Below are 15,572 nucleotides of genomic sequence, written 5' to 3'. Positions count from 1 at the left end.
TTCGACGCTCAACTTCCGGTAGGGTCGATCTTGTGGGCGAGACCAGGGGTGAGGGCATGGTGGCTGAGGTGCGGACGCGGGTGCGGATCCCGCTCCGGTTCGACGGCGGCCTCGCGGTCGACGCCGAGGCCGTCACCTTCCGGGGGCTCGCCGACGATGGTGAGCACCTCGCCTTCGTCCTCGGGACGCCCGGGGACGTGCCGCTCGTGCGGCCGCACTCCGAGTGCCTGACCGGGGACGTCTTCGGGTCCGCGCGCTGCGACTGCGGGCCGCAGCTGGCGGAGGCCGTCGAGAAGATCTCCGAGGTCGGGGGGTACCTGCTCTACCTGCGGCAGGAAGGCCGGGGGATCGGGCTCTACAACAAGCTCGACGCCTACGCGCTCCAGGACGGCGGGCTCGACACCTACGCCGCGAACGCCGCGCTCGGGTTGCCCGAAGATGCTCGCGACTACACCGTTGCCGCGCAGATGCTCGACGCTCTCGGTGTGCGGGAAATCGACCTGTTGTCCAACAACCCCGACAAGGCCGCGCAGCTCAAGGCCGCCGGGATTCTGGTGCGTGGTCAGGTGGCGACCGGGGTTTTCGCCACCGAGAACAATGTCCGTTACCTCCGGGCGAAGGCCGAGCAGACCGGGCACACCCTGCCCGGGCTGGCCAGCTAAGCCAGGCGCTGGGCCGCCGCGGCCGCCGGGCCCGTGGTCAGTTTCTCCAGCAGTCCGATCAGGACCGTCTGCTCCGATGGCGTGAGCGACGCCGCCCAGGCCTGCTCGCGCTCGTTGTGGGCCTGGTATGCGTCGGTCACCGCCGTGTGGCCCGATTCCGTCAGCGCCAGCTCGACCGCCCGGCGGTCGGTCGGCACCTGGGTGCGGGTCACCATGCCGTCCCGCTCCAGGGTCTTGACCAGCGCCGACACCGCCGCGCGGCTCATGCCGGCCAGCCGCGCCGCGTGGCGGGACTCGAGCGGGCCCGCCAGCCAGAGCACGAACAGCACCCGGAACCCGCCCCAGCTCAGGCCGCGCGGGCGGTGCACCGTCGACTCCCAGTCGTAGACCAGCGCGCCGGTCAGCCGGTGCAGCGTCAGGCCGAGGCGCATCGCCACCGGGTCGGTCGTGGGCAGCTCGGCCTGCGTCTTCCCGATCGCGTAGTCGACGAACGAGAGGTAGTCGAGGTCGGCCGGTCGGTCGGTCATGGGCTCAGGTTAGGGGACGAGGGGTTCCGCGCGGCCGTCCGGCGGGCTAGCCTGTCGGGCAGATAGTCAAACCTTTGACGATCAAGGAGTGCTCGTCATGACGAAGAAAGCCTTCGCCTCTTCGGCCGACCTCGCGGAGAAGGCGCAGACCCTCGAGGTGCTCGCCGACGGCGTGTACGCGCTGACCGCGGAAGGTGATCCGAACATCGGCGCGATCGAGGGTGAGGACTTCCTCGTCTGCTTCGAGGCACTCGCGACGCCGGTCGCCGCGCGCGAGTGGCTGGCGAAACTGCGTGAGCACACCGACAAACCCGTGCGCTACCTGGTGTTGAGCCACTACCACGCGGTGCGCGTGCTCGGCGCTTCGGCGTTCGACGCCGAGGTGATCGTCGCCCACGAGAACACCCGCGCCCTGGTCGCCGAGCGCGGCAAGGAGGACTGGGCGAGCGAGTTCGGCCGGATGCCGCGGCTGGCGAAGGCCGCCGAGTCGGTGCCGGGCCTGACCTGGCCGACGCTGACCTTCTCCGACCGGCTCACCATCGACCTCGGCGGGGACCGCGGCGACCTCGTGCTGCAGTACTGCGGACGCGGCCACACCGAAGGCGACCTCGTGGCCTGGCTGCCCCGGCAGAAGATCCTCTACGCCGGTGACCTCGTCGAGGCCGAAGCCGCGCTGTACACCGGCGACGCGTTCCACCGGGAGTGGTCGTCGTCCACTTTGGACACCGTTGCGGCGTTCGGCGCCGAGGTGCTCATCGGCGGCCGCGGGGGTGTGAGCCGCGGCAAGGAAGCCGTCGACGCCGCGATCACGCAGACCCGGCACTTCCTGACCACGATGATCCGCGAGGTCGGCGCGGTCCGCGACGCCGGCGGCACGCTCAAGGACGCCTTCGAGCGCACCCACGCGGCGCTGGTGGACCAGTACGGGCAGTGGCCGATCTTCGAGCACTGCCTGCCCTTCGACGTCTCCCGGCTGTGGGACGAGCTGTCCGGAGTGGAGCGTCCGGTGATCTGGACCGCCGAGCGCGACCGCGAAGTCTGGGACCAGCTCCAAGGATGACGGTCGCCGTCCTCGGCAGCGGCCCGGTCGGCCAGACGGCCGCGCTGCTGCTCGCGCGCTGGGGCGTGCCGGTGGTGCTCGTCGACGAGCACGAGGTGCGCGACCCCGTGGGGTCCAAGGCCATCTGCCAGCAACGGGACACTTTGGACGTCTGGGCGTCGCTCGGCGCGGGCTGCCTCGCCGAGGAGGGCCTCACCTGGACGACCGCGCGGACCTTCCACCGCGACCGGGAGCTGTTCTCGCTGCAGCTGCCGGACGGCGGCTCGGCCCTGCCGCCGTTCGTCAACCTCTCGCAGGCCCGGGTCGAGGAGGTCCTCGACGAGCTGATCGCCGCCCAGCCGCTGATCGACGTCCGCCGCGGCCACCGCGTCACCGGGCTGACCCAGCCGGGGAACGTCGTGGTCGAGTGCGCCACGAAGGACGGGCCGCGCCGGATCGAGGCCGACTACGCGATCGCCGCCACCGGCGCCCGCGGTGACGTCGTGCGGAAGGCCCTCGGGCTGCACCTCGAAGGAGTGTCGTTTAAGGACCTGTTCCTGATCTGCGACATCCGCGCCGACCTGCCGGGCTGGGCGGCGGAGCGCCGGTTCTACTTCGACCCGCCGTGGAACCCCGGCCGCCAGGTGCTGATCCACCCGTGCCCCGGCTCGCAGTTCCGCATCGACTGGCAGGTCCCGGCGGACTACGACCTCGCCGCCGAGGAAACCGGCGGCGCCCTGGACAAGCGGATTCGGGCGATCCTCGGCGACCGGCCGTACGACGTCGTCTGGCGTTCGGTGTACCGGTTCCACACACGCCTGGTCGAGCGGATGCGCGCCGGGCGGGTCCTGCTGGCGGGGGACTGCGCCCACCTGGTCGCGCCGTTCGGGGCCCGGGGGCTCAACTCGGGGGTGGCCGACGCGGAGAACGCGGCGTGGAAGCTGGCCTGGGTGCTGCGCGGGCTGGCGGGGGAGGAGCTGCTGGAGAGCTACCACACCGAGCGGCACGCGGCCGCGGTGGAGAACGCCGAGGTGACCACGGCGACGATGGACTTCCTGGTGCCCCAGGACGAAGCGCAGCGCGAACGTCGTGACCGGGCGCTGGCCGGGGGTGTGCACGCCGAGGTCGACTCGGGACGGCTCGCCGAACCGTTCTGGTACACCGATTCCCCCCTGACCACATCGGACCCGTCTCGGCCGTTCGCCGGACGGCCGCCGCGCGGGGCGTTGCCGCCGCCGGGGCCGGGGGTGCTGCTGCCGGACGTGACCGTCCCGGGTGGACGGGTGCGCGACCTGGCCCGGCAGGGGTTCCTGCTGCTCACGACCCCCGGGGTGACCGCCGAGGGAAGCCGGTCGGTCGAGATCCCGGTGGGCGGGGTGCTCGGTGCGCGTCCGGGCGAAGCCTGGCTGGTCCGCCCGGACGCGTACGTCGCCGCGGTGTTACGGGTAGCTGACCAGCGGGCTCACCTGGTGCCCGGTGTTCGCGGCGTCACCCGTGTCGTTGATGACGTGCGCGATCGTGCCGACGCCGCCGAGTGACACCGAAACGAGGTTGTGGAACCGCACCCCGCTGTTGTTCGGCACCTCGAAGGAGTGACTGGCCACAATGGACGGGTTGGTATTGAAGAAGCAGTAGCTGCCCAGGCCCCACCCTTCGTGGCTGGTGACCGAGTCGGCCACCTTGTAGGCCGCCCAGCCCTGCCGGCCGCCGCCGCTGGACCAGGACCCCTGGTCCGGCGGGTCGTACGGCATCTCGTTCTGGAAGAAGTACGTCCGGCCGCCGTTGCCGTTCCAGAGCACCTCGTACTGCTGGTAGTGCTCGACGAACAGGCCGTACATCGTCACGTTCGCGCCGTTGACGACCAGGCCGTTCGCCGCGGTGTTGACGTTCCAGCCGACGCCGTTCGAGTGGTCGCCGCGCCAGAGCCACATGTGGTCGCCGATGACGTTGTTCGAGTTGACCACCAGCGTCTGCGTGGCCTTCCCGACGGCCGCGCCGCCGATCCGGAAGAACACGTCGTGCAGCGACGTCGGGTCGGCCGCGTGGTTCGCGGCCGAGCCCGGCTGGCCGACCTGCACGAGCACCGGCGAGTTCACCGCGCCCGCGTCGATCAACAGCCCGGCGATCTTCACTCCGTCCACATCGGACGTCGTGATGGCCGCGTTCCCGTTGGTCGGCTGCAGCGTCGCCAGGCCGAGGCCGAGCACCACGGTGTCCGGGCGCGTGACGTTCAGCGCCTGGTCGAGGTGGTACACACCGGGCGTGACGAGCAGGTTCTTGCCCGCCGCCAGAGCTGCGTTGATCGTCGCCGCCGAGTCCGACGGGTGCGCGACGTAGAACTCGCTCAGCGAGATCGACTGGCCCGCCGGGGCGCCGTGGCCCCAGCTCGTGCCGGACGAGTTCTGCCGCAGCGCCGGGACGAACACGTTGTAGCTGCCCGAGCCGTCGACGTAGAGGAACGGCTTCTCGCGGATCACCGGCGTCTGGCCGACGACGGTCTCCGGCGGGTTCGGGAACGACGCCGGCGGCGTGCCGGTCGAGCCGACGAACACCATGTTCCACACGCCGCCCTGCCAGCCGCCGAGCTCGCTGTTGCGGGTCAGGAACTGTTGCTGCGAACCGGAAACGGCGACGCCGTCGATCTTGCTGTCGGCGATCAGGCCACCGCTGGCCCAGCCGTCCCCGCCGTTCCACAGCTGGATCTGGCTGCCCTTGAGGTGCATCCGGCGGTAGGGCGCGGCCTGCGCGACGGCCCAGCGTTCGACCTGGCCGGCCGGCAGGGTCACCGAGAGGTTTTCCGCGGAGCGCCAGAAGTTCTGCGTCGCGTTGCCCTTGTTGGCCGGGTTGTCACCCTGCTGCAGCCAGTCCGCCTCGACGCGGACGTGGCCGTTGAGGTTGACGTCGTCGGGGGAGAGACCGAGGCCCGCCACCTGCTCGTAGAAGCCGAGGTTGACGTCGGCGTTGTAGTTCCCGGGCTTGAACAGCACGGCGTATCGTTCGTTGCCGAACTGGTTCGTGTGCTGCTGGTTCGCGATCTGCGTCAGCCGGTTCTGGATGGTCGTCGCCGGGGTCGACGGGTCGAACACCGACACGTTCGGCCCGAGATCCGGGTTGCGCGGGTCGGTCGGCGGGATGGTCGTCCCGCCGCCGGTGCCGTGCACCGCGACTTCCCACAGCGAGTAGCCGTAGCCGGTGGCCCGCTGGGTGCCGTTGACCCGGAGGTACCGGGCGGTGCCGGAGAGGGCGACGGTCTGCGTGCCGCCGGCGCCGGTGGTGGTCGAGTACGCGGTCGTCCAGGTGTTCGCGTCCGAGGACAGCTGCACGGAGAACGCTTTCGCGTACGCGGCTTCCCAGGTGAGCGCCACGTCGCAGAGCTGCTGCGCGGAGCCGAGGTCGACCTGGAGCCACTGCGGGTCGCTGAACGCGCTGGACCAGCGGGTGCCGGTGTTGCCGTCGACCGCGGCGGACGCGGGTGTCCCGCCGTTCTCGGTCGAGGACGCGGTCGCGGTGCGGCCCTGCGCGAGGTTGGTGCTCCCGCACGCGGCGGCCTGGGCCGGCGCGGAGCCGACGACCACCGCCGTGGTGAGTGCGGTGACGAGGGTGGTGGTGAGGACGAGTAGGCGGTGTGCCGGGGAGAACGTCGTTGATCTCATCTGCCTGCCTGCTGCTCGGAACGGACGCCGGAAGGGGCCGCGCGGCCGGGGGGGCCGGGCGGCGGCGGACCGGGCGAGCCCCACAGCTCGCGCCGGTGTCGGGTGGTGCGAAGGGTTCACGCCTCGTCACTCGCCCGACGCCGTGAGCCGGAAGAGCGGTGCCGAGGTGGGTGCGACGGCGCGAACCGGTCAGCCCGAAAGAGATGCGTGTCGTGGCGGAACGATCCGGATGGCGGTCACGGAACCGGTTCCGACCAGCGGTTCGCAGTTAACAGCGCGCATGTCGGCGTAGTCAAGGTTCCGGCGGGGATTCGTTCTCCCGGACCAGTGGCGGGCGTGGTCCGTGACCGTCCGGCGCAGCGTCGTTGACATTTTACGGCTCTTTATTTATATCTTGAACTAAGAGCGTTCCGAAGGCCGGGCCCCACACCCGCGCCGAGGACCACGTGAGCCGATCCGCGCCGGGGCAAGGCCGCCCCGGCGCCGGTTCGCCGTGGAGGTGCCCATGCAACGCCGCATGCCGAGAACCCCGGTTCTCGCCGTCCTCGTCCTGACCCTGGCCGCCCTCTTCGCCGCGCCGGCGGCCCAGGCCGCCCCTGTCCTGCTCTCCCAAGGCCGCCCCGTGACGGCGTCCTCGACCGAGTCCGCCGCCTTCCCCGCGTCGGCCGCGGTCGACGGCGACCCGGGCACCCGCTGGTCCAGCGCGTTCGGCGACCCGCAGACGCTGCAGGTCGACCTCGGCTCCAGCCAGCAGCTGTCCCAGGTCGTGCTGAACTGGGAAGCCGCCTACGCCAAGGCCTTCACGCTCCAGGCGTCCACCGACGGCGCCACCTGGAGCACCCTCTACTCGACCACCACCGCGACCGGCGGCAACCAGACGCTGAACGTCACCGGCACCGGCCGGTACGTCCGGCTCACCGGCACCCAGCGCGCCACGCAGTACGGCTACTCGCTGTGGGAGTTCCAGGTCTACGGCGGGGGCGGCACGACCCAGCCCGGTGACGTGCTGCTGTCCTACGGCAAGTCCGGCACGGCATCGTCCTACCAGGACGACGGCGCCTGCCCGGGCTGCCTCCCGGCGAAGGCGTTCGACCACGACCCGGCCACGCGCTGGGCGACCAGCGCCACCACCGGCTGGGTCGACCCCGGCTGGATCACCGTCGACCTCGGCGCGACCGCGGCCGTGCACCAGGTCGTCCTGCAGTGGGACCCGGCGTACGCGGTCGCGTACCAGATCCAGGTGTCGAACGACAACGCGAACTGGACGTCGCTCTACTCGACGACCACCGGCAAGGGCTTCAAGGAGACGCTGACCGTCAACGGTTCCGGCCGGTACGTCCGGATGTACGGCACGGCCCGCTCGAACGGCTACGGCTACTCGCTGTGGGGCTTCGACGTCTACGGCACCGGCGGCAACCCGACCACCCCGCCGCCCGCGCCGCCGGCCCCGCACTTCCCGGGCACGCTGGTCTGGAGCGACGAGTTCAACGGCGCGTCGGGCGCGGGCCCGGACGCGAGCAAGTGGACCGCCGAGACCGGCCCCGGCGTCAACAACGAGCTCGAGTACTACACGAACAACAACAACGCGAAGCAGGACGGCCGCGGCAACCTCGTCATCCAGCTCCGCCGCGAGGCGACGCCGGGGAGTGCCTGCCCGGTCGACCCGATCAGCGGCAGCGGCACCTGCCAGTACACCTCGGGCCGGATCAACACCGCGGGCAAGTTCAGCTTCACCTACGGCCACGTCGAGGCGAACATCAAGGTGTCCGGCACGCAGGGGCTCTGGCCGGCGTTCTGGCTGTTGGGCGCCAACTTCTTCAGCGGCACGCCGTGGCCGAACTGCGGTGAGATCGACATCATGGAGCACGTCGGGAAGTCGCCGAACCTGGCCTACTCGACCATCCACGCGCCCGCGTACAACGGCGCCGGCGGCATCGGCGCGCCGCTGGACCTCGGCCAGGACGTCGCCGCGGGCTTCCACAAGTTCGGTCTCGACTGGGACGCCAACCACATGACCTTCTACGTCGACGGCAACGCGTTCGAGACCATCAACCGCGCCACCGTCGAGAGCACGCGCGGGCCGTGGGTCTACGACCACCCGTTCTTCCTGATCCTCAACAACGCGATCGGCGGGGACTTCCCGGGTCCGCCGGGAGCCGGGACCGTGCTCCCGCAGGACATGGTGATCGACTACGTGCGGGTCTACCAGTGAGGCGGCGGCTCGCGCTCGTCACGGGCGCGGTGGTGGCCGCCGGACTGCTGACCGCGCCCCTGTTCACCGCACAAGCCGCGCCGTCCCTGCTCTCGCAGGGGCACGCGGTGACCGCGTCCTCCACGGAGAACGCCGCCTTCCCGGCTTCGGCCGCGGTCGACGGCGACCCGGGCACCCGCTGGTCGAGCCTGGCCGCGGACCCGCAGACCCTGCAGGTCGACCTCGGCGCGTCACACACGCTCAACCAGGTCGTGCTCCAGTGGGAGGCCGCCTACGCGAAGGCGTTCACCATCCAGGCGTCCGCCGACGGCAACCAGTGGTCCACTGTGTACTCGACGACGACGGGCACCGGCGGCACGCAGACGCTGCCGGTGTCCGGCTCCGGCCGGTACGTCCGCCTGACGACGACCCAGCGCGCGACCCAGTGGGGTGTCTCGCTGTGGGAGTTCCAGGTGTTCGGCGACGGCTCGGCCCAGGCCTGCGGCAGTGCGAACGCGGCACTGCGGCAACCGGCGACGGCGTCCAGCGTGCAGTCCGACGCGTTCCCGGCTTCGGCGGCGTTCGACGGTGACGGCGGCACCCGCTGGTCGAGCCTGGCCGCCGACCCGCAGTGGATCCAGGTCGACCTCGGCAGCTCACGCCCGGTCTGCGGGGTCGACCTGACGTGGGAGGCGGCGTACGCGAGCGCGTACACGATCCAGCTGTCGACCAACGGCTCGTCGTGGACGACCGCGGCGACGGTGACCGGCGCGGGTGGCACCGAGCACCCGGCCGTGTCCGGCACTGCTCGTTATGTCCGGATGAACGCGACCGCACGAGCCACGCAGTGGGGCGACTCGCTGTGGGAGTTCGCGGTGCACACGAGCGACAGCGCACCGCCGACGACCACGCCGACCAACCCCGGTGGCTGCCCGTGGGTCGGCTCGACGGCGCCGGTCGCCGACCGCGTCAACCAGCTCATGGCGGTCATGACCGCCCAGCAGAAGGTGAAGGTGCTGCACGGCAACGGCGCGACCGGGCCGTACATCGGCAACACCGACGCGGTGCCGGAGCTGTGCATCCCGGCGCTCGGGCTGCAGGACGGCCCGGCCGGGGTCGGCGACGGCCTCGACGGCGTCACCCAGTTCCCGGCGCCGGTGACGGCCGCCGCGACCTGGGACACCGGCCTGATGAACCGGTACGGCAGCGCGATGGGCGCGGAGTTCGCCGGGAAGGGTGTCGACATCGCCCTCGGCCCGACGATCAACCTGGTCCGGGACCCGCGGTGGGGCCGCAACTTCGAGACCTACGCCGAGGACCCGTACCTCGCCGGGGCGGCCGGGACCGCGACGATCCAGGGCATCCAGAGCCAGGGCGTGATGGCGCAGGCCAAGCACGCGGCGGCCTACAACGTCGAGGCCGGGGCTTCGCGCGGGACGCCGTCGGACAACGTCATCATCGACGACCGGACCCTGCACGAGCTGTACCTGCCGGCGTTCCAGCAGGTCGCGAGCCAGGGCCAGGTCGCGTCGATGATGTGCGCCTACAACCAGATCAACGGTGTCCCGGCGTGCCAGAGCAGCGGGGTGCTCACGACCGCGTTCAAGCAGGACGCCAACTGGGGCGGGTTCGTCGGCTCCGACTGGGGCTCGGCGACCGGCGGTGCGCGGCAGCTGGCCAACGGCGGCATGGACATGGAAATGCCCGGCGGCGCGTTCTTCGACCAGGGCCTGATCGACGCCGTCTCGCGCGGCGAGGTCACGCAGGCCCGGGTCGACGACATGGTCCGGCGGGTGCTCACCCAGATGTTCAAGTTCGGCGTGTTCGACCGGGCCCGGCGGGGCACTCCGCAATCGGTCGTGACCAACGCGGCGAACGTGACGACCGCCCGGGACGTCGCGGCGGCCGGGTCGGTTCTGCTGAAGAACAACGGCGTCCTGCCGTTGACCACTTCGACGAAGTCGATCGCGCTGTCCGGCGGCGACGGGATCGACCCGCAGAACATCGGCGGCGGCAGCGCCAAGGTCAACCCGTCGCCGGCGTCGGTGAACCCGATCAACGGGATCAAGGCGCGGGCCGGCTCCGGCGTCACGGTGTCCTATGTGGACGGCGCGGGTGAGCACGTGCAGACGCCGAACATCCCGGGTGCGGTGGCGGCGGCCCGGGCGGCCGACGTCGCGGTCGTGTTCGCCAGCTACGGCGAGTCCGAAACCCAGGACCTCGACACGATCGATCTGCAGAACCAGCAGAACGACCTGATCGACGCGGTCGCCTCGGCGAACCCGCGCACGATCGTCGTCCTCAACACCGGGTCCGCGGTCACCATGCCGTGGCTGGCCAAGGCGGCCGCGGTGATCGAGGGCTGGTACCCGGGGCAGGAGAACGGCAACGCGATCGCGTCGCTGCTCTACGGCGACGTCAACCCGTCGGGCAAGCTGCCGGTCAGCTTCCCGAAGCAGATCGCCGACCTGCCGACGGCGAACGTCCAGCAGTTCCCGGGCGCCAACGACCGGATCGAGTATTCCGAAGGCCTCAACGTCGGGTACCGCTGGTACGACGCGCGGAACATCGAACCGCTGTTCCCGTTCGGGTTCGGCCTGTCCTACACGACGTTCGGGTTCTCGAACCTGGTCGTCACGCCGCAGGGCACCAACGGCACGGCGACCGTGACGGCGACGGTGACCAACACCGGCAGCCGGGCGGGCGCCGACGTCGTCCAGCTCTACCTCGGGCAGCCGTCCGGCAACGGTGAGCCACCGAAACAACTGAAGGGGTTCAAGAAGGTGCAGCTCAACCCCGGGCAGAGCCAGCAGGTGTCGTTCCCGGTCACCCCGCGGGACCTCGCGCACTGGACGGGATCGTGGACGACCAACGCGGGCCAGTACCGCGTCTACGTCGGCGACTCCTCGCGCAACGTCCCCCTGTCGGCGGCGCTGACCGTTTCCTGAGTCGACTCCCGCACGACCAGGGTCGTCGGGACGATCAGGGGCTCGTCCGGAGGCGGCGCCCCGGCCAGCTGCTCGAGCAGCTGCCGGGCCGCCGTCTCGCCCATTTCGCGCAGCGGCTGGCGGATCGTGGTCAGCGGCGGCTGGGTGTGCGCGGCGAGCGGGATGTCGTCGAAGCCGACCACGGCGACGTCACCGGGCACGGCCCGCCCGGCCTTGCGCAGCCCGGACAGCACACCCGCCGCGGTGAGATCGTTGTGCGCGAAGACGCCGTCGAACTCCGGGCCCGTGTCCAGCAGCTGGAGGATCGCCGCTTCACCGCTTTCGCTGGTGAAGTCGCCTTCGATGATCAGCCGCGGGTCGAGGGTCAGCCCGGCGTCGCGGACGACGCCGTTGAAGCCGTTGAGCCGGTCGGCCGTGCAGCCGAAGTCGTGCGGGCCGGTCACGGTGGCGAGCCGGGTGCGGCCGCCCTCGACGAGGTGGCGGGCCGCGGCCGCGCCGCCCTGCCGGTTGTCCGTGCCCACCGACGGGAACGCGGGACGGCGGCCGCGGTCGTCGATCACCACCACCGGCAGCCCGGAGTCGTGGAGGATCCGCAGGTGCCGCACCGCGTCCGGCGGTTCGACGAGCAGCAGCCCGTCGAACGCCTTGGCCGACACCTGCCGGGAGAACTCTTCGAGGGAGTCGGCGCCGCGGTTGGCGGTGGAGAGCAGCAGGCCGTAGCCCTTCGACTCCACGACGTCGGCGACGCCCTGCAGCACTTCGCCCATCCACGGCCAGGTCAGCCCCGGCACCAGCATCCCGACCGTGCGGGTCACGCCCCGGGCCAGCCCGACCGCGCCGGCGCTGGGGATGTACCCGGTCGCCGCGATCACCTCGCGCACCCGGATCGCGGTCGCCGCGTCGACGTCGGCCTTGTTGTTGAGCACTCTCGACACGGTCGTCTTGCTCACCCGCGCGCGGCGGGCGACCTCGGCGATCGTGACGCGCATCCGACCTCCCGGGCAGGGGTGACCTGTGGTGCCAAGGTACTCGCCCCCGGGCCCGGCGCGAGGGGTGCGAGATCGATCAAGTCCGCACGGACAACCGCGTGAGGCTCGCGTCGCCGGTCCGCCAGTCCGTGCGGACGGCGACATAGCGCGCCGGCCCGGTCTGCGCCGTCTTGTACGTGACCCCGTCGAGGCTGGTCTCGACGCTCGCCCGGGGACGGCGTCCGGGTGTCCAGGCCAGGTCCACCGCGGAAACCGCCGTCACCGCCCCGAGATCGACGACCATCCGCCCGCCCGGGCCGGGTCGCCACGCGGTCGCGGGGTTGTCGTCGACGGCCGCCGACGGGCTCGACATCCCCGGCGGCAGGGGTTCGGCGGGGAAGGTGGTCCGGCCGAGCGCGGCGTCGGCCAGCGGATACGGCCGTAGTTCCCCGAACACGACGGGCACGCTCCGGCGTGGTGGGAGCACGACGAGCCGCGGGCGGCCGCCGTCCGGGGTCACCGTGACGAAGGCGGGGAGGAACCCGGGCGGCGCCGTCAGGTCGACGCGGCTCGCGTCCCGCACGACGGCCTTGAGTCCCGGCGGCGCGCCCCGGACGGTGAACCGTGCCGGTTCGATCCGGCCTTCCGCGGCGGCCAGGCCGACGGTGTACTCGGTGCCGGTCGCCGTGGTGACCTGCTCGCCGCGGTACAGCTCGAGCGCGGCGCGGTCCTGCGGCAGCGACGCCGTCCCGCTGACCGGGACGCCGGAAAGGTTGACCAGCACCAGAAAGCCGTCGGTGACGGTCACGCGGACGGCCGGCGCCGAGGTGGTGGCGCGAGCGCGTCCGGCCAGCTTCGCGAGGTTCGCGGAGTCCGGGTACAGCTCGGCCAGCAGGGGCGCGGCCGGGCCGTCCGAGAGCGTGACGCGGTCACCGGTGACCGTGACGGGGTTCGTGCTCTCGACGACGATCCCGGCCCGCCCGTCGACGTCCAGCCAGCCCTTCGTGCTGCGCAACGCGGGCACCGGGTAGCTCACCGCCGTCGTCCAGGTCACGCCGTCGGGCGAGGTCTCGATCCGGTACTTCCGCCCGGCGGCGGCCTCCCAGCTCAGCTTCACGCGGTCGATCGGCCGCGGCGCGCCGAGGTCGACCGCGAGCCAGCTGTCCGCCCGCGGCCGGTCCGATGTGGACACTGCCCAGCGGGTGGCCGGGTCGCCGTCGACGGCGTACTTGGCCTCCTTGCCCGCGGTCGCGCTGGACGCGGTCGCCGTCCCGGTACGCGCGAGGTCCGGGCCGTCGCCGTCGCGGACCTCGAACGCCCAGAGCGAGTAGCCGTACTGCGGGTCCGGCTGGACACCGAGCATGCGCACGTGCCGCGCGGTGACCGGGGTGAAGCTGAGGTCGTCGGTCCGGGCGCCGGTCGGCCCGGCCTGCGCCTTGACCGTCACCGTGCCTTCGGCGGCGGTGTAGGCGCGGTCTCCGTCGAGCCCCGGCACGCCCGGCATGACGAGGTTGTAGACGTTGAGGACACCTTCGCTCTCGGCGACGCCGGTGCTGGCATACACTGCGGCGCCGGTCGGGAGGGTGGCGAGCGCGGCGTACCCGGAGTCGAAGCGCAGGACGCCGAACGTGGCGTCGAAACCGTCGCGCACCTTCCGGTAGGTGGTGGTGCGGCGGTCCTTCACCACGGCGTTCGTGGCGGGCAGCAGCATCGGGTTCGCGCCGCCGAGCACGAAGAGCCAGTCGTCGTGGTGCGGCTGCCAGGCGAACTTCACGAACCCGGCCTTGCTCACCGTCGCGGCCCAGGCGGCGGGGGAGCGGTGGGCGAGCAGGCCCGGCCCGGCGCCGAAGTCGGCGACCCCGGCGGCGTGGCTGTCGAACTCGGCGCCGGTCGCGGGGGTCACCGGGCCGCCGTGCTTCGCGCGCCACTCGTGCAGCAGGTAGCTGATGGCGACTTCGGCGCGGGCCTCCGGCTCGTACTTCGGCTCACCGGAGAACTTCGTGATCCGGTCGACGGGCGCGTAGGCCTGGTACGGCTCGAGCCGCGCGGCGAGGTCGGCTTCGGCGCGGGCGGCGTACCGGTCGCCGAGCACCTGGGCGCGGAAGGCCAGCGGGATGACGTCCCGGCCGTAGAGGTGCTCGCGGTCGGCGACCATCGGCATCAGCGGTTCACCGGCGTCGCTGGTCATCAGCAGCATGGTGCGCCAGAGCAGCTCGCCGTTCGGCTGCGCGGTGAGCACTTCGGGCAGCGGGGCGCCGGCGGCGAGGAAGTGCATCGAGTTGCGGCCGGACGTGCGCCAGAGCTCTTCCTGGTAGTGCGGGCCGAACGAGCCGTGGTTCTCGACGAGGAAGGTGTCGTAGAGGTTGGTGGCGGTGTTGGCGCTGACCGGAACGCCGTCGATTAGCCGCGGGTTGGCCAGGTCCGCGGCGGGCAGCCCGCCTTCGTTGCGGCTCCACGTGCCGAAGGCGTCACGCCAGGCTTTCGCGCGGGGATCGTTCGGCGCCCAGGCGAGGGCGGGGGCGAGCGACTGGGCGTAGACGCCCATCTCCTCGAGCTTCGTGTCCCCGACGTAGCCGCCTTTAAGGCCGTTCGGCGTCCAGTCGCCCGAGGTGGGGTCGTCCTGGGTGCCGAGGGCGGTCGTGTAGGCGGCTTGTTCGGTGGTGATGCGTTCGACGTTCGCTCGGGTCGTGGTGTCCAGCTCCGTCCACAAGAGACGGGCGGCGAGCAGGAAGTACGACTGGAAAGTGGTGTCGAAGAACAGCTTCCGCCCCCACTCGGCGCCGCCGGTCAGCAGGTTCGACGCGGCGAAGTGCCGGATGGTGGCGAGGGTGTGCTCCTTGAGCTGGTCCTTTTCGATCCCGGCCACGGCGGCGTCGTAGCCGTCGCGGGTGAGGAGGAGGGCGTTGCCGAGGACCACCGCGAAGGTGAAGTCCCGGGCCGGGTAGATCCCGGCGACCGGGTCGAACTGCTGCTCGGCCCAGCGGGTGTGGCGGAGGAGGACCCGCAGGTAGGTGGCGGCGACGGGATCGGGCGGGCCCGGGGGAGCGGTCGCTGCGCCGTTCGCTGCCGCCCCGGCCACGCCCGGCAGCAGCCCGGAGGCCAGTGCGGCGGCGATCCCGCCCGCGCCCAGCAGCGCCCGCCGCCGGTTCAGCTCACCCATGGTCCGGCCTCCACTCGCTGACAACCTTGTCATCCGCGGCGATTCTGGGACGCCGGAAGCCGGCGGGGCAACCCCGGCGGCCGATCCAGTCCGGTTTCGGACAAGTCCTGGGTAATTCGTATAACGACCTATACTGCGGGGCGGTGGGCTCGGGTTGTGGTCGGTCCGGAAACGGCCTGAGTCACTCGGTATCTCGGACGCCGAGGTCCCGGCAAAGTCGGATTCGCGCGGCGGCCGAGCTGCCATCGGCGACTGCCACTCTGCGGAAGGCTGCGTCTCACCTCGCTCCGACCCCCGGCTTGAGCGTCGGGGGGGGGGGGGGGGGGGGGATCAGAAGCGACCACACCCGACCCCCCAGCCCAGGGAAAGAGCCCAAGAACCCTTTGCTCAGAGACGTAGACCCCCCACCCCCTAAACACTTCGT

Annotated in this window: 9 protein-coding genes; 5 read left to right on the top strand and 4 right to left on the bottom strand. The window is 71.6% G+C overall.

From position 1 onward, the window contains the following. Nucleotides 1–56 precede the first annotated feature (56 nt). Nucleotides 57–662 (top strand): GTP cyclohydrolase II, encoded by a 606-nt coding sequence (locus ACZ63J_RS08600; RefSeq protein WP_465312456.1) that lies wholly within the window; start codon nucleotides 57–59, stop codon nucleotides 660–662. Here ACZ63J_RS08600 and ACZ63J_RS08595 read toward each other — a convergent pair. Continuing rightward, a complete protein-coding gene (locus ACZ63J_RS08595; RefSeq protein ID WP_465398670.1) occupies nucleotides 659–1,189 on the bottom strand; it encodes a MarR family winged helix-turn-helix transcriptional regulator in 531 nt (176 codons plus the stop codon). The two genes, ACZ63J_RS08600 and ACZ63J_RS08595, sit on opposite strands and share 4 nt — an antisense overlap. 97 nt (nucleotides 1,190–1,286) lie before the next feature. Here ACZ63J_RS08595 and ACZ63J_RS08590 point away from each other — a divergent pair, with 97 nt between their 5' ends. Then, nucleotides 1,287–2,249 (top strand): MBL fold metallo-hydrolase, encoded by a 963-nt coding sequence (locus ACZ63J_RS08590; protein WP_465398669.1) that lies wholly within the window; start codon nucleotides 1,287–1,289, stop codon nucleotides 2,247–2,249. Beyond that, nucleotides 2,246–3,766 (top strand): FAD-dependent monooxygenase, encoded by a 1,521-nt coding sequence (locus ACZ63J_RS08585; RefSeq protein ID WP_465398668.1) that lies wholly within the window; start codon nucleotides 2,246–2,248, stop codon nucleotides 3,764–3,766. Before ACZ63J_RS08590 ends, ACZ63J_RS08585 begins: the two co-directional genes overlap by 4 nt. On the opposite strand, the gene ACZ63J_RS08580 is transcribed toward ACZ63J_RS08585, so the two are convergent. Further along, the gene (locus ACZ63J_RS08580) at nucleotides 3,668–5,881 is read right to left on the bottom strand and encodes a discoidin domain-containing protein (RefSeq protein ID WP_465398667.1); all 2,214 of its coding nucleotides are present in this window, start codon (nucleotides 5,879–5,881) and stop codon (nucleotides 3,668–3,670) included. The genes ACZ63J_RS08585 and ACZ63J_RS08580 overlap by 99 nt on opposite strands. A 505-nt stretch (nucleotides 5,882–6,386) precedes the next feature. On the opposite strand from ACZ63J_RS08580, the gene ACZ63J_RS08575 reads away from it, so the two are divergent. Then, nucleotides 6,387–8,093, top strand: coding sequence for a discoidin domain-containing protein (locus ACZ63J_RS08575; protein ID WP_465439373.1), 1,707 nt, complete (start codon nucleotides 6,387–6,389; stop codon nucleotides 8,091–8,093). After that, complete coding sequence (locus tag ACZ63J_RS08570) at nucleotides 8,090–11,020, top strand: glycoside hydrolase family 3 C-terminal domain-containing protein (protein WP_465398665.1); 2,931 nt, start codon at nucleotides 8,090–8,092, stop codon at nucleotides 11,018–11,020. The genes ACZ63J_RS08575 and ACZ63J_RS08570 overlap by 4 nt, the downstream gene beginning before the upstream one ends. Here ACZ63J_RS08570 and ACZ63J_RS08565 read toward each other — a convergent pair. Further along, nucleotides 10,963–12,009, bottom strand: a complete 1,047-nt coding sequence (locus ACZ63J_RS08565) for a LacI family DNA-binding transcriptional regulator (RefSeq protein WP_465336874.1) — start codon at nucleotides 12,007–12,009, stop codon at nucleotides 10,963–10,965. The two genes, ACZ63J_RS08570 and ACZ63J_RS08565, sit on opposite strands and share 58 nt — an antisense overlap. Before the next feature lie 76 nt (nucleotides 12,010–12,085). Continuing rightward, a complete protein-coding gene (locus tag ACZ63J_RS08560; protein WP_465398664.1) occupies nucleotides 12,086–15,148 on the bottom strand; it encodes a discoidin domain-containing protein in 3,063 nt (1,020 codons plus the stop codon). Nucleotides 15,149–15,572: the final 424 nt, after the last annotated feature.

It is taken from the genome of Amycolatopsis sp. NPDC104863, assembly GCF_055582965.1.
This window is presented reverse-complemented; position numbering and strand designations above follow the sequence as displayed.